18 protein-coding genes and 1 pseudogene are annotated in these 18,054 nt (G+C 74.5%); 12 read left to right on the forward strand and 7 right to left on the reverse strand.

Annotated features, from left to right (window positions below; translation table 11 throughout):
* Positions 1–113: 113 nt before the first annotated feature.
* Entirely contained in the window at positions 114–920 is an 807-nt protein-coding gene (locus ACZ514_RS22005) for a DUF6227 family protein (RefSeq protein WP_469125444.1), read from the reverse strand.
* A 192-nt stretch (positions 921–1,112) separates the two neighbouring features.
* Here ACZ514_RS22005 and ACZ514_RS22010 point away from each other — a divergent pair, with 192 nt between their 5' ends.
* A complete protein-coding gene (locus ACZ514_RS22010; RefSeq protein ID WP_469125445.1) occupies positions 1,113–1,751 on the forward strand; it encodes a vitamin K epoxide reductase family protein in 639 nt (212 codons plus the stop codon).
* 120 nt (positions 1,752–1,871) lie between these two features.
* Here the strand turns inward: ACZ514_RS22010 and ACZ514_RS22015 are convergent, their stop codons facing one another.
* Positions 1,872–2,273, reverse strand: a complete 402-nt coding sequence (locus tag ACZ514_RS22015; RefSeq protein ID WP_468167595.1) for a rodlin — start codon at positions 2,271–2,273, stop codon at positions 1,872–1,874.
* 282 nt (positions 2,274–2,555) lie between these two features.
* On the opposite strand from ACZ514_RS22015, the gene ACZ514_RS22020 reads away from it, so the two are divergent.
* Together ACZ514_RS22020 and ACZ514_RS22025 are read left to right on the forward strand one after the other, a co-directional pair.
* Complete coding sequence (locus ACZ514_RS22020; protein WP_468167597.1) at positions 2,556–3,044, forward strand: hypothetical protein; 489 nt, start codon at positions 2,556–2,558, stop codon at positions 3,042–3,044.
* 164 nt (positions 3,045–3,208) lie between these two features.
* Positions 3,209–3,451, forward strand: coding sequence for a chaplin (locus ACZ514_RS22025; protein ID WP_388939362.1), 243 nt, complete (start codon positions 3,209–3,211; stop codon positions 3,449–3,451).
* Positions 3,452–3,528: 77 nt separating this feature from the next.
* On the opposite strand, the gene ACZ514_RS22030 is transcribed toward ACZ514_RS22025, so the two are convergent.
* The 5 genes and pseudogenes from ACZ514_RS22030 to ACZ514_RS22050 form a co-directional block, all read right to left on the reverse strand.
* Entirely contained in the window at positions 3,529–3,873 is a 345-nt protein-coding gene (locus ACZ514_RS22030; RefSeq protein WP_468167599.1) for a hypothetical protein, read from the reverse strand.
* 197 nt (positions 3,874–4,070) lie between these two features.
* Positions 4,071–5,258 (reverse strand): chaplin, encoded by a 1,188-nt coding sequence (locus ACZ514_RS22035; protein ID WP_469125446.1) that lies wholly within the window; start codon positions 5,256–5,258, stop codon positions 4,071–4,073.
* Positions 5,259–5,379: 121 nt separating this feature from the next.
* On the reverse strand, positions 5,380–5,613 hold the full coding sequence (locus ACZ514_RS22040) for a chaplin (RefSeq protein WP_468167603.1): 234 nt from the start codon (positions 5,611–5,613) through the stop codon (positions 5,380–5,382).
* Positions 5,614–5,860: 247 nt separating this feature from the next.
* Positions 5,861–6,271, reverse strand: coding sequence for a rodlin (locus ACZ514_RS22045; RefSeq protein ID WP_468167605.1), 411 nt, complete (start codon positions 6,269–6,271; stop codon positions 5,861–5,863).
* 118 nt (positions 6,272–6,389) lie between these two features.
* Positions 6,390–6,582, reverse strand: a pseudogene (locus ACZ514_RS22050) (chaplin).
* 231 nt (positions 6,583–6,813) lie between these two features.
* Between ACZ514_RS22050 and ACZ514_RS22055 the strand changes: the two are divergent.
* From ACZ514_RS22055 to ACZ514_RS22095, 9 genes are all read left to right on the forward strand, one after another.
* Positions 6,814–7,917, forward strand: coding sequence for a DUF3344 domain-containing protein (locus tag ACZ514_RS22055; RefSeq protein WP_469125447.1), 1,104 nt, complete (start codon positions 6,814–6,816; stop codon positions 7,915–7,917).
* A gap of 19 nt (positions 7,918–7,936) precedes the next feature.
* Entirely contained in the window at positions 7,937–9,130 is a 1,194-nt protein-coding gene (locus ACZ514_RS22060) for a glycosyltransferase (protein WP_468167609.1), read from the forward strand.
* Positions 9,127–10,656 carry an exopolysaccharide biosynthesis polyprenyl glycosylphosphotransferase gene (locus ACZ514_RS22065; protein ID WP_469125448.1) on the forward strand — a complete coding sequence of 510 codons (1,530 nt, stop codon included), beginning with the start codon at positions 9,127–9,129 and terminating at the stop codon, positions 10,654–10,656. The genes ACZ514_RS22060 and ACZ514_RS22065 overlap by 4 nt, the downstream gene beginning before the upstream one ends.
* Positions 10,657–10,658: 2 nt before the next feature.
* Positions 10,659–12,035: an O-antigen ligase family protein gene (locus ACZ514_RS22070; protein ID WP_469125449.1), complete on the forward strand. Its 1,377-nt coding sequence runs from the start codon at positions 10,659–10,661 to the stop codon at positions 12,033–12,035.
* 155 nt (positions 12,036–12,190) lie between these two features.
* Positions 12,191–14,032 (forward strand): murein biosynthesis integral membrane protein MurJ, encoded by a 1,842-nt coding sequence (murJ, locus tag ACZ514_RS22075; protein ID WP_469125532.1) that lies wholly within the window; start codon positions 12,191–12,193, stop codon positions 14,030–14,032.
* Positions 14,022–14,795, forward strand: a complete 774-nt coding sequence (locus ACZ514_RS22080) for a polysaccharide deacetylase family protein (protein WP_469125450.1) — start codon at positions 14,022–14,024, stop codon at positions 14,793–14,795. The genes murJ and ACZ514_RS22080 overlap by 11 nt, the downstream gene beginning before the upstream one ends.
* Positions 14,792–16,153, forward strand: coding sequence for a glycosyltransferase (locus ACZ514_RS22085; protein WP_468167619.1), 1,362 nt, complete (start codon positions 14,792–14,794; stop codon positions 16,151–16,153). Before ACZ514_RS22080 ends, ACZ514_RS22085 begins: the two co-directional genes overlap by 4 nt.
* Before the next feature lie 71 nt (positions 16,154–16,224).
* Complete coding sequence (locus tag ACZ514_RS22090) at positions 16,225–16,914, forward strand: YveK family protein (RefSeq protein WP_468699367.1); 690 nt, start codon at positions 16,225–16,227, stop codon at positions 16,912–16,914.
* On the forward strand, positions 16,911–18,053 hold the full coding sequence (locus ACZ514_RS22095; RefSeq protein ID WP_468167622.1) for a GNAT family N-acetyltransferase: 1,143 nt from the start codon (positions 16,911–16,913) through the stop codon (positions 18,051–18,053). Before ACZ514_RS22090 ends, ACZ514_RS22095 begins: the two co-directional genes overlap by 4 nt.
* The last annotated feature ends 1 nt before the right edge of the window (position 18,054 follow it).

An 18,054-nucleotide genomic window follows, 5' to 3' on the forward strand; every position in this document is an offset into this window, starting at 1 on the left:
CGGCACCCGTCGCGGCGGACCGCAGCGACGTCGGCGCGGGCGACGCCGGCCGGCCGGCTTCCCGGCCGCGGGAGCCGGCTCCGCTGCCGGGCGCACCGCGGACGCCACCGGCGTCAGCGCACCCGGCCCCGCAGCTCCATCGCCCCGCGCGCGGCGGCCTCGTCCTCGTAGACCTCGCACATGTGCCGCCCGTCGGGCGTCGCCGTGTGCTCGACCTCCCACAGGCTGAACTCGCTCCCGTCCAGCAGGACGAAGGCGTGCTCGTACAGGCTGAAACCGGCGTCCCGCCCGTCGGCCAGGCACTGCCGGCCGCCGAACGCCTGCGTGATGTGGTGCGCGTACGCCGAACGCAGCAGCTCCGCCACCGTCTCACCCGGACGGTCGGCGTTCTCCGCGCGGCGCAGCACCCGCCGGGCGTGGTCGGCGGACTGCTCCCCCGTGTACTCGCGGCGGCGCTGGTGGGGCGGCGAGACGGCGAACAGCGCGCTCAGGGCGGCCAGGTCCTCGTCGAGGCCCTCCAGCCCCCCGTCCGCGCCGTCCGGGCCGTGCGCGCCGCCCGGAAGGCCGTGCGCGGCGGGCGGCGCGGGCTCCGAGGGGGCTCCGCCGCCCAGCCGGGCCACCGCCAGGCCCAGCTCGGCCTTGCTGCCGAAGACCTCGTAGCGGGTCTCGCGGTCGCCGCCCAGCCGGTAGGCCAGCTCCCAGAGGGAGGCCGCGCCCCCGTCGGACAGCAGGTAGGTGTGCCGGTGGGTCTCCCGCCACAGCCCCGCCGAGAGGCTGTGGTGCGTGGTGTACAGCGAAGAGCTGTGGGCGAGCGCCGTGCCGAGGCGCTCGACCAACCGGTCCGGCAGGTCGAAGGAGTTGAGGGCGCGGCCCAGGAGTCGCTCGAGGTGCGCCTCGGTTGTCTCGTACGGATCGCTCAAGGTGGGTCTCCAGGCCGTCGCAGCTTGTCACTTCGCGGAAGCACAACGTAGCCCCTGGCGCTGACTCCACGTCCGGGATTCGGTAAAACGTCCGGGAACCATCAGGGGTTCCCGCCACACCTTCAGGTCAACTTCCGTACGAAAGACCCTGGTTCGCTCCGGTCCAGCACATTGCGCGGCAGCATGGGCGGTATGGCAACGAACACAGTGGGCGTCCCCCGCCAGGAGGGCCGCCCCCGCATCCGCCCCGAGGGCGAACCGGGCACCCCCCGCGGGCTGGCCTGGCTGCTGGTGGTCACAGGGGCGGCCGGGCTGCTCGCCTCCTGGGTGATCACCCTCGACAAGTTCCTCCTGCTGGAGGACCCGGACTTCAAGCCCGCCTGCAGCCTCAACCCCGTGGTGTCCTGCGGCAGCGTCATGCAGAGCGAGCAGGCCGCCGCCTTCGGCTTCCCCAACCCGATGCTCGGGCTGGCCGGTTACGCCGTCGTGGTCTGCGTCGGCGCCGGCCTGCTGGCCGGTGCCCGCTACCGGGGCTGGTTCTGGCTGGGACTGAACGCCGGGACGCTCTTCGGCACCGGCTTCTGCGCCTGGCTGATGGTCCAGTCCCTGTACGAGATCAACGCGCTGTGCCTGTGGTGCTGTCTGGCCTGGGTGGCGACCCTGCTGATGTTCTGGGCGGTCACCGCCCGCAACGTCCGCACCGGGGACCTGCCCGCCCCCGGTGCGCTGCGGGCCCTGTTCACCGACTTCGCCTGGGCGCCGCCCGCCCTGCACGCCGGGGTGATCGGGATGCTGGTCCTGACCCGCTGGTGGGACTTCTGGACGGGCTGACGGGACGGCCGGCCGGCCGTACGCGTACGAGGGCCCCGGCGGCTGGACGCCGCCGGGGCCCTCGTGACTTCGCTCCTGGGGACCCGGGGGACCCTGGCCGGTGGGGGCCGAGCGGAGGGGTCAGCTGCCGACGGAGCCGTTGCCCGACAGGACCGGGATGTTGCTCAGGATGTGGGAGAGCGGCTCGTCACCCTTGGCCTGGGTGGAGTTCTCGGTGCACTGCTGGTTCTGCGGGTTGGACAGGACGTTGATGTCCTGGACACCGATGTTGAGCAGGGCGACGAGCGACTGGGCGTTGACCTTGGCGGGCAGACCGATGCAGGGCTTGTTGAGGGTGCCCTGGACCAGGCCGAGCTGGGGGCTCATGTCGCCGGTGGTCTTCTGGTTGCCGTAGATCTGCTGGGCACCGTTGCCGTTGACGGTGTTGATCCCGTTGTCGTTGCCGATGGCCATGGCCGGAGCGGCGCCCGCGCCGACGGCGGCGGCGGTGACCGCAGCGGCGGCCATGATCTTCTTGAGCATCATTGATCCTTCATGTCGCACGAGTGCCCGCGAGTGGAGCGCCCTGGTCAACCCCCGTGCCGCCGGGTTGGTTCCGCTCCTTCACTCAAACGGCTCGTCCGGGGAGGTCTTTTCCCCGGTGCGGGTGAGGCGGCTCCGGACGTCTGCCCGAAGCCCGTACGCAGCCCCAGGGCGCCGGCGTACCCGCTCAAGATCGTGTTGCGCTCCGTAGAGACCGTGCGCACGGTGGGTAAGGAATCGGATTGTTCCCGTCCGCTTTCGCGACCACCGAAGGAAGTCCCCATGCGCACGAAGCCGTCCCGCCTCCGCGTCCTCGTCCCCTCGGCCCTCGCCGTCGTCATACTGTCCGGCGCGGCCGCCCCCGCGGTGGCCGCCGACGGCGGCGGTGCGGCGGCGTCCCTGGAGAACCGGACGGCCGCGGTGCAGGAGCAGATCGAACGGATCGAGGAGATCGGGGCGGCGGCCCCCGGCCGCGTCGCGGCCGGCCCGATCGACGACCTCCTGGCGGGCCTGACCAAGACGCTCAACGACCTGTTGTCCTCCCTCGCGGGCCTGCTGCCCGACGGGGTGAAGCTGCCGCCGATCGAGCTGCCGAAGCTCCCGGAGATCAAGCTGCCGGAGCTGCCCGCGGGAGTGACCGTCCCGCCGGTCACCCTCCCGGCCGTGCCGAAGGTGCCGGCCACTCCGGCGACCCCCGCGCAGCCGGCGACCGGGGTGATCCCCGAACTGCCCGACATCCCGGATGTACCGGACATTCCCGTCCGTAGTTAGCGCGGCCGCGGAGCCCGACGGGCGCCATGGTTACGACTATTGGGCCGAACAGGTCTGCTTCGGCCCGGATTCGGCTCGCGGCCGTGTCGTCCGGGAAGCTGGACCGTTTCGCTTCATGTGAGCCCCGGATCGGGGCAGGACATCGAAGAGAAGGTGCACTCCCCATGAACTCTGCTGCCAAGAAGGCCGCTGTGGCCCTGGCCTCCGCTGGTCTCGCTGTGGCCGGTGCCGCCGGCGCCGCCTCCGCCGACGCCTCGGCCGAGGGTGCGGCCGTGGGCTCCCCCGGTGTTCTCTCGGGCAACCTGGTCCAGGTCCCGGTCCACGTCCCGATCAACGTCTGCGGCAACTCCGTGGACATCATCGGCGTACTGAACCCGGCGTTCGGCAACGTCTGCGTCAACGACTGACGTACGTACAGTCGGCACCACACGACTGTGGGCGCCCCCGGCATCGCCGGGGGCGCCCACAGTCGTTCCCGGGCTGCTCAGTTCTGGCCGCCGTTGAGCTGTACGCCGCCGAGCAGCGGGGAGACCTTGGTCGCGCCGTTCGCCAGGCCCAGCACCTTGCCGGGGGCGTTGTTGCGGAGGTCGTTGACGCCCTGGGCGGTCTGGAGGACGCCGCCGATGGTGTCGTTCTGCTCGGCGAGGGCCGCCCCCACCGTCTCGGGCGCGGAGTCGACGACGGGCTCGACGGCGCTCAGCATCGTGTTCCAGCCGGCCGGCAGGCTCATCGGGGGTCCCGCGGGCGCCTCCGCCGCGAAGGCGGGGGCCGCCGCTCCGAGCGCGGCGACGGAGCCGACGACGACAGCGGCGGCCTTGGAGAGCTTCATTATCGAAATCCTCTTCTTTTCGTGGACAGGAGTACCGGCGGCGACCGTCGCGCCGCTTTCGACCTGGGTAACGATTACCGGCGGATACGGAAACGCCGGCCCGGGGGAAACGCCGGCCCGCGGACGCACGGCAGCGGCCGGAGAACCCGTCGAAGGATTCTCCGGCCGATATTTATTCTGATTACCGGTATTCCCGGTCAGTTGATCCGGGACCTGCGGTACAGGATCGCGCCGCCGAGGAGCAGGGCGGAGGCGAGGGCCGCCATGGCCGAGACCTCGCCCGCTCCGGTGGCCGCCAGCTCGGGCGCGCTCACCCGGGCGGGCGCGGGAGCCGGCGGGGCCCACTCCGGGGCCGGTGCCGACGCCGGGGCGGAGGCCGGGGGCAGGTGGACCGGGAGGTCACCGGCCGGGGCCGCGGGGGGCTGGTCCGCCGGGGGGAAGGCCTCCGGGACGGGGAGCGGCGCGGGCGCGGGCCGCTGCGGCTGGCTGCCGTGCGGCGGACGCGGAGCGGGGACCTCCGCGGCGGGCGGCGCGGGCGCCGGGGCCGGGAGCGTGTGGGGCTGCTCCTCGGGCTGGGGGAGGGGTGCCGGGAGGGTGTGGGGCGGCTCCTCGGACTGGGGGGTCTGCGGCGGGGGAGCCGGCGCCGGTGCGGGCTGGGGCGCGGGCTGCGGAGCCGGGAGCGGCGCGGGCATCGGGGCCGGGGCCGGGAGCGGAGCCGGGTGCTCGGCCTCGGGGGCCGGCTTCGGCTCGGGCTTCGGCTCGGGGTGCCGCGGGGCCGGGGCGGGAGGCGCGGGGTGGGGTGCCGGGTGCTCCGCGCGGGGCGGCTGCGGCGGGTGGTCGTCGCACTCCTCCTCACCCTGGCCGGAGCCGTCGTGGCCGCCGCCGTGGCCGCCCTGGTGCCGGGGCGGCGCGGGAGGCTCGTGGCGGGGCGCCCCGGGGCGCGGTGCGGCGTGCTTGGGGGCGTGCGCGCGGGGTTCCCCGTACGTGCGCTCCTCTTCGTGGCGCTGGCGGGGCAGTGCGTGCCGGCCGCCCTGGTGCTCCTCGAGGTAGCGCTCGAAGGCCTCGGCGTGCTCGGGGCTCAGGTAGCGCTCGTAGTCGTGCCCCGTGTGGTGGCCGGTGCCGGATCCGGTGGAGTTGACGCAGGTGTTCCCCATCGCCGGGTTGAGCGCCGCACCCCCGTCCACGCTGTTTCCGCACAGGTTCGGCGTGACCGTGACCGGTACCGAGACGCTGTTGCCGGACAGCACACCCGGCGAATGCGAGGCCTCGGCCGTCGCTCCTGGATGTGCGCAGGCCACGCCGGTCGCGATCGACAGCAGACTCGAGGCGGCCGCGGCAGTGAGCACCCCCTTGCCCAGTACCTGTCGGCTCAGTACCTGTCGCATGGGTCCTTCCCTGTCTACCGGCGCGCGGGCCGGTGGTGAATCGAAGGTGGCCCCGGAGCGCACCGCCGTGCACTCCGAGGCCACCCCGAGGAGGTCTGCCCTTGCGGGCTCAGACGCTGCGTCAGGCGTTGACGCAGGTGTTGCCGAAGGCCGGGTTGAGCAGGGCGATGATGTCGACCGTGTTGCCGCAGACGTTCACCGGGATGTGCACGGGGACCTGGACGACGTTGCCGGACAGGACGCCGGGGGAGCCCGTGGCGACTCCGGTCGCGTCGGCGTCGGCCATGGCAGGGGAAGCGACACCGGCGGCCATCAGCGTGCCGGCGGCCAGTACCACTGCCTTCTTGTACTTCATTTTCTTTCGATCCTTCCCGCAGAGGTGTATCCGCTGCATGAACAACAACGAGTGGGTCCGGTAAAAGAAACCGCGAATTAGGCGGGCTTGCCGGGCAATTCACTCCGACGCCGCAGGAGGCCGGTCCCCGAATTGGGAGCCGCTTTTCCGGTAATTCCGGAGGGGTGTCGGAACGGAATGTGCCCGGCACGCGGCGAGGCCGCCGCGACCCGGGGGGTGCGACGGCCTCGCTCGGGGTGCTGCGCGATCAGCTGCCGGCGGAGACGTTGCCGGAGAGGATCGGGATGTTGTCCAGGATGTGCGAGAGGGCCTCGTCGCCCTTGGCCTGGGTGGAGTTCTCGGTGCACTGCTGGTTCTGCGGGCTGGACAGGACCGGGATGTCCTGGACGCCGACGTTGACCAGCGCGAGGATCGACTGGGCGTTGACCTTGGCCGGGAGGGCGATGCAGGGCTTGTTGAAGGAGCCCTGGATCAGCGCCATCTGCGGGCTCATGTGGCCGTAGGTGGCCTGGTTGCCGTAGATCTGCGCGGAGTTGTTGCCGTTGACGGTGTTGATGCCGTTGTCGTTCCCGACCGCCATCGCCTGCGGGGCCATGGCGGCGCCGAGGCCCACGGTGGAGGCGGCAACCGCTGCGCCGGCCACAAGCTTCTTGATCATTATCGTCCCTTTTTTGCAGGATTGCCCGGTACTGGAGCACCCGGATCAACGGCCCCGCTCCGGCTCGGGTTGCGTGGCTTCACCCGGATGCCGCCGTTTCGGGCCGCACGGTTGACGTTCAGGCGTTCGCGCAGGTGTTGCCGAAGGCCGGGTTGAGCAGCGAGATGACGTTGACGGTGTTGCCGCAGACGTTCACCGGGAGGTGGGCGGGCACCTGGACCAGGTTGCCGCTCAGGACGCCGGGGGGAGCCGGCGGTGACGCCCTCCGCCGTGGCCCCGCCGTGCGCGGAGGCGAGGCCCGCGCCGCCCATCAGTGCCGCCGCGCCCGCCACCGCCACGGTGCCGCCGCGCGTCAGCTTCTTCTTCGCCGCCGCATTTCCTTTCGGCCCGAGCGATGGTGCACCGGCATAACGACCCGCCCGGGAAGAGGGTGCGTGCCATCGCCCAAAAGGCCGTACAAGCGAGTCCGGCGTGATTTCCAGCCCGATTTCTGACAAAGTTCACTCCTGTTTTGTTCCCTTGATCGAAAATGGAGACAGGGCATGGGTTCCTCCCGCAGAATCCTCGGCACGCTCGGCCTGCTGTCCTGCCTCACGCTTTCCGCACACCTGCCCCCGGCGGACGCCGCGGCGGCCGCCGGAGCGCGCGAATCACCCCGCGTTCCCTTCACGCAGCGCTACCAGGCCGTCCAGCACGGCGGGCTGGTCAGGGCCTCCAACTCCGCCCTCGGCTGCCGCCGCGAGGAGAGCGAGCGGGCCGAGTCGTGCGCCGAGGTCAAGAAGGGCGCGGCCGGGGTCAACAGCGACTTCGAGATGGTCCACGACGAGGTCGACGCGGACCCGGACACCGACAACTCCACCCGGGCCGAGCTCAAGGTCCCGAAGGGCGCGAAGGTCTCGTACGCACGCCTGTACTGGGGCGGGAACCTGCGGGTGGGGGAACAGAAGCCGCCGGAGGACAACGGCCGGGTGATGGTCGCCGGGCCGGGGGGCGGGTACCACTCGGTGCTGGCCGACACCGTGATCGGGCACCACGCCGACCAGGGCGGCGACGCCTACCAGGCCTCGGCCGACATCACCCCGATGGTGCGCAAGGGCGGGGCGGGGATGTGGACCGTGGCCCAGCTCAACGCCGCCGTGGGCCACTCCGACGTGGGTGCCTGGGGCGGCTGGACGCTGGTGGTCGCCTACGAGCACCCGCGGGAGCCGCTGCGCCGGATCTCGGTGTGGGACGGCTTCGAGTCGCTGAAGGCCGGGGCCGGCGGCGCCGCGGGCGGGACGGTGCGGGTCGCCGGCCTCAACGTGCCGCCCGGCGCTTCCGGGAAGGCCGGGGTCGTCGCGTACGACGGGGACCGCGGGACCCTCGGGGACTCACTCACCGTGACTGCGGACAGTGGCCGCCGGGTCAGTGTCAGCGATGCAGAAAATCCTTTTAATGATGTTATGAATTCCACCATCACGGAATTCGGACGTCCCTCGTTCGTGCGACAGCCCGAACATATGAATAGTCTCGGATATGACGCGGACGTGTTCGACCTGAGCCCCGTCCTGTCCGGTGGCGCCCGCACCCTGGACTTCCGGTTCGCGGGTGAAAGCCAAGGTCAATTCCTCGGTGTGCTCTTCGTTCAGACAGACGCGCGCCGCTGAACGCAGGAGACCACTCCCCGTGCGCAAACCACCCACGCCGGGCCCGTCACCAGCCGGTGCCGGTTCCTCCTTCACCGTCCTCCACCTCGTCCAGCCCGTCGACGGAGGCGTCGCCCGCGTCGTCACCGACCTCGTACGGGCGCAGACCGCCGCCGGACTGCGCGTCCTCGTCGGCTGCCCGCGCGGCGGCCGGCTCACCGACGACGCCCGCGACGCCGGGGCCGAGGTGCACGCCTGGCGCGCCGGGCGCTCCCCCGGCCCCGCGCTGCCCGCCGAGGTCCTCGGCGCCGCCCGGCTGATCCGCGCCCTGGGGCCCGACCTGCTGCACGCCCACAGCGCCAAGGCGGGCCTCGCCGCACGGCTCGCCGTACGCGGCTCCGTCCCCACCGTGTTCCAGCCCCACGCCTGGTCCTTCGACGCCGTCGGAGGCGCCACCGCCGCCCTCGCGCTGCGCTGGGAACGGGCAGGCGCGCGCTGGGCCGACCGGGTGCTCTGCGTCAGCGAGGCCGAACGCCGCGCCGGCGCGTCCGAGGGCATCACCGCCCACTGGTCGGTGATCCGCAACGGCGTCGACCTCGCCCGCTTCCGCCCGCCCCGCGGACCCGACGGTGGCCGCGCCGAGGCCCGGGCCGCACTCCGGCTGCCGGACGAAGGACCGCTCGCCGTCTGCGTCGGCCGGCTCTGCCCGCAGAAGGGCCAGGACATCCTGCTCCAGGCCTGGCCGGAGGTACTGGGCACCGTCCCCGGAGCCCGCCTCGCCCTCGTCGGCGACGGCCCCGACGGCGAGCGGCTGCGCCGCACCGCACCCCCCGGCGTCCACTTCGCCGGAGCCGCCGCGGACATCCGACCGTGGCTTCACGCCGCCGATCTCGTTGTACTGCCGTCGCGGTGGGAAGGCATGGCGCTCGCCCCGCTCGAAGCCATGGCCTGTGGCCGCCCGGTCCTGGTCTCCGACGTCAGCGGTGCCCGGGAAAGCCTGCCGTCCGGCCAAGGACGGCTCTGTCTGGTACCGCCGGAGGACCCGACGGCGCTGGCCAAGGCCCTGGGACGGCTGCTCGCCGAACCGCGGCTGCTCACCGAACTCGGGGAGCAGGCCCAGCAGCACGCCCGGACGGAGTTCGACGTGCGGCGGACCTCGGACGCGGTCACCGGCCTGTACCACGAACTGCTGGGCAGGCCCCGGCCCTTGAACCAGGAGCGCATCAGCCGATGACGATGGACAGCGCACCCGCCCGGCACACCGGGCAGGGCGGCACGGGGCACGCCGGCGGCAGCGCCTTCGCCCCCGCGGCTCCCGCCGAAACCCGCCGTGCCGTGACCGCCATCCACCCCCCGCGCGGGCCCCGCGCCGACCGGGCGCGCGCCGCCCTGCGGCCCCAGCGGGCCCGCCGCCGCGAAACCGTCGCCGCGCTGCTGACCACCGACGCGCTGGCCGCCGTCGTCACCGCGACCGCCCTCCCCGCCGGCGCCGTACCCCCCGAGGCCGTGCTGCCCGCCGCGGCCCTGCTCACCGCCCTGCACGCGCAGGCCGGGCTCTACCGGCCCCGCCTCGCCCCCTCCGCGCTGCGCGACGCGCCCGCGCTCGCCGCACGGGCCGCCGTGCTCTGGTGCGGTGCCGGCGCCGTGCTCGCCGCCGTCGCACCGCAGCGCGCCCTCGGCTGGCGCGCGCTGCTCGGCGCCGTCTGCGTCCAGGTCGTCCTCGCCTGCGCCGGACGCGGGTTCGTCAACCAGCTCCGCCGCCGCGCCGCCGTACGACGCCCCGTCTCCGCGCTCGTCGTCGGCACCGGCGAGGGCACCGGCACCATCGCCGCCGCCCTGCACGGCCGCCCCGAGTACGGACTGCGCCCCGTCGGGATCGCCGACACCGCCGCACCCGCCGGCGGCGCTGACGGCGGCCAGCTCCCGGTCCTCACCACCCACGAGGACATCCGGCGCGCCGTCATCCAGAACTCCGTCCGGCACGCCGTCTTCACCCGGCCCCCCGAGGCCGACGAACGCACCGCCTCCCTCGTCCGGCTCTTCCACGACCACGGCTGCCGGCTCTGGCTCGCCGACCCGGCCGGGACCGCCAAGGTCACCGGCATGCGCGTCGCGCAGCCCGCCGACCACCTGTGGGGGTACGCCGTACAGCCGCTGCTGCCACGGCCCTCCCGGCCGCTGGAACGGGCCGCGAAGCGGGCCGTCGACTCCTGCCTCGCGGCCCTCGCGCTGCTCGCCGCCGCCCCCGTGATGGGCGCCTGCGCCCTCGCCGTACGGCTCTCCGACGGACCCGGGGTGATCTTCCGGCAGGAGCGGGTCGGCCTCTACGGACGGCCCTTCACCCTGCTGAAGTTCCGCACCCTGCGCGCCGACGAACACGAGTCCGCCACCCGCTGGACCGTCGCCGGGGACCGCCGGATGAGCCCGGTCGGCTCCTTCCTGCGCAAGTCCTCGCTCGACGAGCTGCCCCAGCTGTGGAACGTCGTACGGGGTGACATGAGCCTGGTCGGGCCGCGGCCCGAACGCCCCTTCTTCGTCGCCAAGTTCAGCACCGTCCACCCCGGCTACGAGGCCCGCCACCGGATGCCCGTCGGCATCACCGGACTCGCCCAGATCAACGGGCTGCGCGGGGACACCTCCATCGAGGACCGGGCCCGCTTCGACAACCACTACATCGACACGTGGTCGCTGTGGCAGGACCTGTGGATCCTGGCCCGCACCGCGGCCTCCTTCTTCCGCTTCCGGCTGGGAGGGAGCTGAGCATGAGCCTCGCCGTGTCCGCTCCCCCGCCCCCGCTCGACACGGGCCCGCTGCGCCGGCACTGGCCGCTGCTGCCGCTCGCCGCGACGGTCCTCTTCCTCCTCGCCCCGCTCCCCGCCGGGGACGCCACCGCCTCCGGGAAGGTCGGCCCCGCCGACGCCGCCTCGCTGCTGCTCGTCCTCGTCTGCGCCGTCCAGGCCCTGCGCGGCCGGGTGCGGACCCTGACTCCGCTCGGCGTCGTCGTGCTCGGCGCCCCGGGCATCGGGCTCGCGGTCGCCACGGTGACCGCCGGGGACCCGTACGCCGCCCTGCCCGGGTTCGTGCGCTACCTCCAGGTCTTCGTCCTGGTCCCCGCAGCCGTGGTGCTGCTGGTGCGCGACGCCCGGGAGTTCCGGATCACCGCCGGGTGCTTCGTGGTCCTGGCGCTGGTCCAGGGAGCGGTCGGGGTCGCGCAGTACGCCACCCACACCGGGGCCTCCTACCAGGGCGAGGACGTCCGCGCCGTCGGCACCTTCGGTCCCGGCGACGTGATGGGCATGGCCACCGTCGTCGCGTACGGGCTGGTCGTCGCCACCGCCGCCGCGCTCGCTCCCGGACTGCCCCGCAGGGTCCGCCGGATCGCCGGGGGCTGCGCCCTGGCACTGGTCCTGCCGCTGGTGCTGTCCTTCAGCCGGGGCGCCTGGATCGCCACCCTGGGCGCGGCGGTGCTGGTGATGGCCATGGCCGGGATCCGGCGGGCCCTGCGGGTGCTGGTGGCGCTGTCGGCGCTGGGCGTGGTCCTCGTCGGCGGGCTCGGAGTGGGCTCCGAGATGGTCGCGGAGCGGCTGACCTCGATCACCCAGGTGTCCAGCGCCCCCGACCAGTCGGTGACCGACCGGTACACGATGTGGGCCGCCGCCGGGTCCATGTGGCGCGAACGCCCCGTGGTGGGGGTGGGCCTCAAGGGCTTCCCCGCGCACCGCGACGGACACTCCTCGCTGGGACTGTCCTCGGGCAGCGACACGGCGGGCGCCGGGCAGGCCTTCATCAAGCAGCCGCTGCTGTCCCCGCACAACATGTACCTCCTCATCCTCAGCGAACAGGGCCTGACCGGGCTGCTCGCGCTGGCGGGCGGCTGGGCCGCGCTCCTGGTCGCGGGTCTGCGGCGGTACGCGGCGGGGAGCGACCGCGCGGTCCGGGACTGCGGGCTGATCGCGACCGGGCTGCTCGTGTGGCAGCTGACCGACTTCCTGTACGCGGACATCGGCGGCCCGTCGACCGTGCTGACCGGCGTGATCATCGGACTCGCGGCGTGGTGGGCCCTGCCCTCCGGGGCACGCGCGGACGGCCCCGCCTCCGGGCCCGGCCCGCGGGCCGTCGAGGGGCCGGCCACCCGGTGACCGACACGACGCCCTGGCGGCGGCCCGCGGCCGCGGCGACCGAAGTCGCCGCGGCCGCGGGCTCCACGGCCACCCCGGGCCCGTGCCCGGCCCCCGGCGCGGGCCCGGGCGGCACCGGGGCCGCGGGCGCGGCCGGGGTCACGGGCCGCACCGGGATGACCGGAACGGGCGGCACCGGGCTCACCGGAACGGCCGGCGCGGGGGTCACCGGGCTCACCGGAACGGCCGGCGCGGGGGTCACCGGCGCGGGCCGACCGGCGGCCCGGCGGCCGCGCCGGGCCGCCGGAGCGGTGCCGGGCGGCCGGCGCGGCGGACCCGCCGCGCCGGCGGGGCGGCGCCAGGACGGACCCGGGCCCGGGAACGGCGCCCCCCTCGGACGGTTCCTCGCCAAGGCCGCCGCCGTCACCGCCGGACTGACCGCGGCCGGAGCCGTGTTCGGACTCGTACGGGACCAGACCATCGCGCACCTCTTCGGAGCCGGGCACGACAGCGACGCCTTCCTGATCGCCTGGACCGTGCCCGAGATGGCCTCGACCCTCCTCATCGAGGACGCCATGGCCCTGCTGATGGTGCCCGCCTTCAGCCACGCCCTCGCCCGCCGGGCCGCCAGCCGGGCCGGGCTCACCCGCATGGAGGCCCGCGCCGCCGACCCCGTACGGCTCCTCGTCGGGGCGACCCTGCCCCGGCTCGTCGTGTTCCTCGCCGCCGTGGCCTCCGTGCTCGTCGTGGCCGCGCCGCTCGTCGTCGCCGTCCTCGCACCCGGCCTGCCCGACCCCGAACTCGCCGTCCAGTGCACCCGGATGACCGCACTCACCGTCGTCACCTTCGGCATCGCCGGGTACTTCAGCGCCGCCCTGCGCGCCCACCGCTCGTTCCTGCCGCCCGCCGCGATCTACGTCTCGTACAACGTCGGGATCATCGGCACCATGATCACCCTCCACGCGCTGTGGGGGGTGCGGGCCGCCGCCGCCGGGGTCGCCGTCGGCGGAGCACTGATGGTCCTCGTCCAGCTCCCCGCCTTCGTCCGCAACGTGGGCTTCGCCCCCAGCCGCGCCAAGGGCGCCCCGCGCAGCCAGCGCGCCCGCGACCGGCCCACCCTCATCGCCTTCGGCGTCATCGCCCCCGTCATCTTCTTCGCGGTGTTCCGGCAGTCCCAGGTACTCGTCGAACGCTTCCTCGCCGCCTCCCTACCGCCCGGCGCCATCTCGCACCTCAACTACGCGCAGAAGGTCGCGCAGATGCCGATGGTGCTCTCCCTGATGATCTGCACCGTCACCTTCCCCGTGGTCGCCCAGGCCATGGCCGGCGGGGAACGCGAGAAGGCCCGCCGCAGGGTCGAACAGGACCTCGCCCTGGCCTCCCTCGCCGTCCTCATGGGCACCGCCCTCGTCATCGGCTACGCCCCGCAGATCATCCACGTCCTCTTCGAACGCGGGGCCTTCACCCACCAGGACACCCTCGCCACCGCCTCCGCGATGCGGGTCTACGGCCTCGGCCTCCTCGGCCACTGCCTCGTCGGCGCCCTCTCCCGGCCCTTCTTCTCCACCACCCGGCCCGTCTGGTTCCCCGCGCTCGCGATGGCCGCCGGACTCCTCGTCAACATCGTCGCCGGAGCCCTCGCCGTCCGCTGGTGGGGCACCTACGGCATCGCCGCCGCCAACGCCGCCGGCATCACCACCACCGCCGCCCTGCTCCTCACCGGCCTCGGCTCCCGCGTCATCGCCATCCAGGTCCGCCGGGTCGCCGTCAGCATCGGCCGGCTCACCGCCGCGGCCGCCGCCGCCTGCGGCACCGGCTGGCTCGCCGGCCCGATGATCGCCGACCCGCTGCTCAGCGCCGCACTCGGCTGCCTGCTCGTCCCCGCCATGTTCGGAGCCACCGGGATGGCCATACGGGCGCTGGAGATCACCGCCCTGCCCGGCCAGCTCGCCCAGCTCGGCTCCCGCACCGCCGCCCGGATCACCCAGCTCACCCAGAGGTTCCGCAATGTCCGCTGACACCGACACGGCCGCCGCCGTGACGGACCCCGCCCGCCGGGTCACGTCCCCGTGGGTCCTGATGTACCACTCGGTCGCCGAGTTCACCGACCCCGCCGAGGACCCGTACGGGATCACCGTCACCCCGGCCGCCCTGGAGGCCCAGCTGCTGTGGCTGCGCGCCAGGAAGCTGCGCGGCGTCGGCGTCGGCGAGCTGCTGCGCGCCCGCGCCGCCGGACGCGGCCGCGGCCTCGTCGGACTCACCTTCGACGACGGCTACACCGACTTCCTGACCCGCGCCCTGCCGCTGCTGCGCCGCTACGACTGCACGGCCACCGTGTTCGTGCTGCCGGGGCGGCTCGGCGTCGACAACGTGTGGGACCCGCTGGGCCCCCGCAAGCCGCTGCTCACCGCCGAGCAGATCCGCGAAGCCGCCGCCGCGGGCCAGGAGATCGGCTCGCACGGCCTGCTCCACCAGGACCTCACCGCCGTCCCCGACGACGTCCTCCAGCAGGAGCTCCGCGGCAGCCGCGACCTCCTGCGCGAACTCACCGGCACCCTGCCCGAGGGGTTCTGCTACCCGTACGGGCACCTCGACGGCCGCGTCGTCGAAGCCACCCGCGCGGCCGGCTACGACTACGCCTGCGCGATCTCCCCCGGCCGGCTCGAGGGCCGCCACGCCCTGCCGCGCACCCACGTCAGCCAGGCCGACGGACCCGCGCGGCTGCGCGTCAAGCAGGCCCGGCACCGGGCGCGCGAGCTGCGCAGGAAGGTGCTGCGGTGAAGGACGTCAAGGCCCTGCACATCATCACCGGGCTCGGTGTCGGCGGCGCCGAGCAGCAGCTGCGCCTGCTGCTGCGGCACCTGCCGATGCCCTGCGACGTCCTGACGCTGACCAACCCCGGACCCGTCGCCGAGGGGCTGCGCGCCGACGGCGTCCGGGTCGTGCACCTGGGCATGCGCGGCAACCGCGACCTGGGCGCCCTGCCCAGGCTGGTCCGGTTCGTCCGCCGCGGCCGCTACGACCTGGTCCACACCCACCTGTACCGGGCCTGCGTGTACGGGCGCCTCGCGGCCCGGCTCGCCGGGGTCCGCGCCACGGTGGCCACCGAACACTCCCTCGGCGAGGGCGAGATCGAGGGCCGGCCGCTGACCGGCGGGGTACGGGCCCTGTACCTGGCGAGCGAGCGGCTCGGCGCGGCCACCGTCGCCGTGTCCGACACCGTCGCCGCCCGGCTGGAGGGGTGGGGGGTGCCCGCCGCCCGGGTACACGTGGTTCCGAACGGGATCGAGGCCGCTCGCTTCCGCTACGACGAGCGCGTACGCCGCGCCGCCCGGACCCGGACCGGGCTGCCGGAACGCGCCTTCGTGGTGGGCGGCGTCGGGCGGCTGGTCCCGGGCAAGCGGTTCGACGTACTCGTGAGGGCCGTCGCGGCACTCCCCGGCGCGCACCTGCTGCTGGCCGGGGACGGCCCCGAGCGGGCCGCGCTGCGGCTGCTCGCCGCCGAACTGGGCGCCCAGAGCCGGATCCACCTGCTCGGCGAGCGGGACCCGCTGGGCGACAGCCCCGACGGGCGCACCCCCGGGATCCCCGCCCTGCTGGCCGCCATGGACGTCTTCGTCTCCCCGTCGCGGGAGGAGGCGTTCGGGCTCGCCGTCGTCGAGGCGCTGGCCGCCGGGCTGCCCGTGCTGCACGTGACCTGCCCCGCCATCGACGACCTCCCCGCCGCGCAGGCCCCGGGGGCCCGGCGGATCGGCACCGGCACGGAGGAACTGGCCGCCGCGCTGCGCGGGCACATGGAGGCGGGCGCGCGCCGGCTCCCGCCGCCCCCGGTGGTGCGCCGGTACGACATCGCGCGTACCGCCCGCCGGCTGCTGGACGTGTACGACCTCGCGCTGGCCGGGCCGGGGCGGGACGGCGCGCCTGGGCGGGACGGCGGGCCGGGGCGGGACGACGCGCCTGGGCGGGACGGCGGACCGGTCCTGGACGCCGGGCCGGTCCTGGACGCCGGGCCCGCGTCCGCGGCGGGGCCGGACGCCGACGCCGGCCGGCGTGCCGCGGGGAGCGCCGTGGCCGTGCCCGGCCCCGCGCCGCGGACACCCGGCGGGCCCGCCGCGGCCGCGCCGGACGGCAACGGCTGACCCCGATCCACACACCCGGCCGGGGGACCGGCCGGGACCGAACGACCCCCTCGACCCAGGAAGGCACGCACATGGCCGACACCCCCGACCAGAAGAAGTCCGACCACCGCTCCGGGAAGAAGCGCCGACTGCCGCTGCCGCCGCCCGCCTGGTGGCCCCTGCCCGCCTGTGCCCTGCTCGGTCTGGCCGCGGGCGGCGCGTACGGGGCGCTCAAGGCCCCCGAGTACGCCGCCACCAGCTACGTCGTGGCCGTCCCGAACGAGACCACCGAGCCGGCCACCGCCCTCGGCTTCGCCCAGGCCTACGGCCGCATCGCGACCAGCAGCTCCACCCTCGCCTACGCCCAGCCCCGCGCCGGCATCGCCGCCCGGCAGCTGCGCACCCAGGTCCGCGCCGAGACCTCCCCCGACTCCCCGATGATCGCCATCACCGGCACCTCCGAGAGCCCCTCGGAGGCCGCCGACATCGCCAACGCCGTCGCCGACGCCCTCTCGCTGAGCAGCAACCAGGCCGCGAAGAACACCGGGGTGCAGCTGCTGCTCTTCAACCAGGCCGTCGCGCCCACCGACCCCGCCTCCCCGTCCGCCCCCGTCAGCGGCGCCGTCGGACTGTGCGCCGGCGGGCTCCTCGGCGGGCTGTGGATGCTGGCGCGTCCGGCCCGCCGCAAGGAGCGCGGGGGGAGCCCGGTGGCGGAGGAGTACCCCTCGCTGCCCGCCCAGGGCGAGCACTGCGAGACCAAGGAGAAGGAGCCCGTGCGATGACGCCGGGCTCCGCCGGGGCCCTGACGGTGACGCTGTGCCGGGACTCCCGGCAGTTCGCCGCGCTGGAGGAGTCCTGGAACCGGCTCGTCCGGAACTGCCCCACCGCCACCCCCTTCCAGAGCCACGCCTGGCTGCACTCCTGGTGGCTGTCGTACGGGAAGGACGGCCGGCTCCGGGTCCTGCTCGTCCGGCGCGGCGAGGAACTGGTCGGCGCCGCCGCGCTGATGCTCGTACACCGGCCGCTGCCGCGGCTGGTCCCGCTCGGCGGCCCGATCACCGACTACTTCGACGTGCTCGTCTCCGCCGAGTACGCCGGCCAGGTCGTGCCCGCCCTGGCCCACGGGCTGCACCGGGCCGCCCGCGCGGCCGTCGTCGACCTGCGCGAGGTACGCCCCGGGGCCGCCGCCGAGGCCGTGTACGCGGCGTGGCCCGGGGTGAGCGGCAAGGTCGCCGACTCCACCTGCATGGAGCTGCCCGCGCTGCCCTTCGACCAGCTCGTCAAGCGGATGCCGTCCTCCGGGGCGCAGCGGGTGCGGGCCAAGCTGCGCAAGACCGACGCCGCCGGGATCGAGGAGCACGAGGTCACCGAGCACGAGGTGCCGCGGGCCGTACGCACCCTGCTGCGGCTCCACGAGAAGCAGTGGCGGGGGCGCGGGGTGACCCCCGAGCACCTGCGGTCCCGTTTCGCCGAGCACCTGACCCGGGCCACCCGGCGGATGGTGCGGGCGGGGGAGGGCAGGCTCACCGAGTTCCGGCTGGACGGCAAGGTGGTGGCGGCCAACGTCACGCTGCTGTCGGCCGCGCTGAGCGGCGGCTACCTGTACGGCGCCGATCCGGATCTGCGCGAGCGCAAGGTGGACGTCGCGACGCTGCTGCTGCGCTACGAGACGGGCCGGGCCCTGGCGGAGGGCCGGCCGGTGGTGAGCTTCCTGCGCGGCAACGAACCGTACAAGAACCACTGGCGGCCCGAGACGGTGGTCAACCAGCGTCTGCTGCTGGCCACGCACGCGCTCGCGCCCCTGCTGCGGCTGCACGAGTCGCAGATCACGGGGCGCGAGCGGGCGGTGGACGCGCTGCGCGAGGCGCTGCCGGCCGCCCGGGACTGGCGGGCGCGGCTGAACGAACTGCGGGTGCGATGAC

The organism is Streptomyces sp. NPDC034086, from assembly GCF_055575515.1.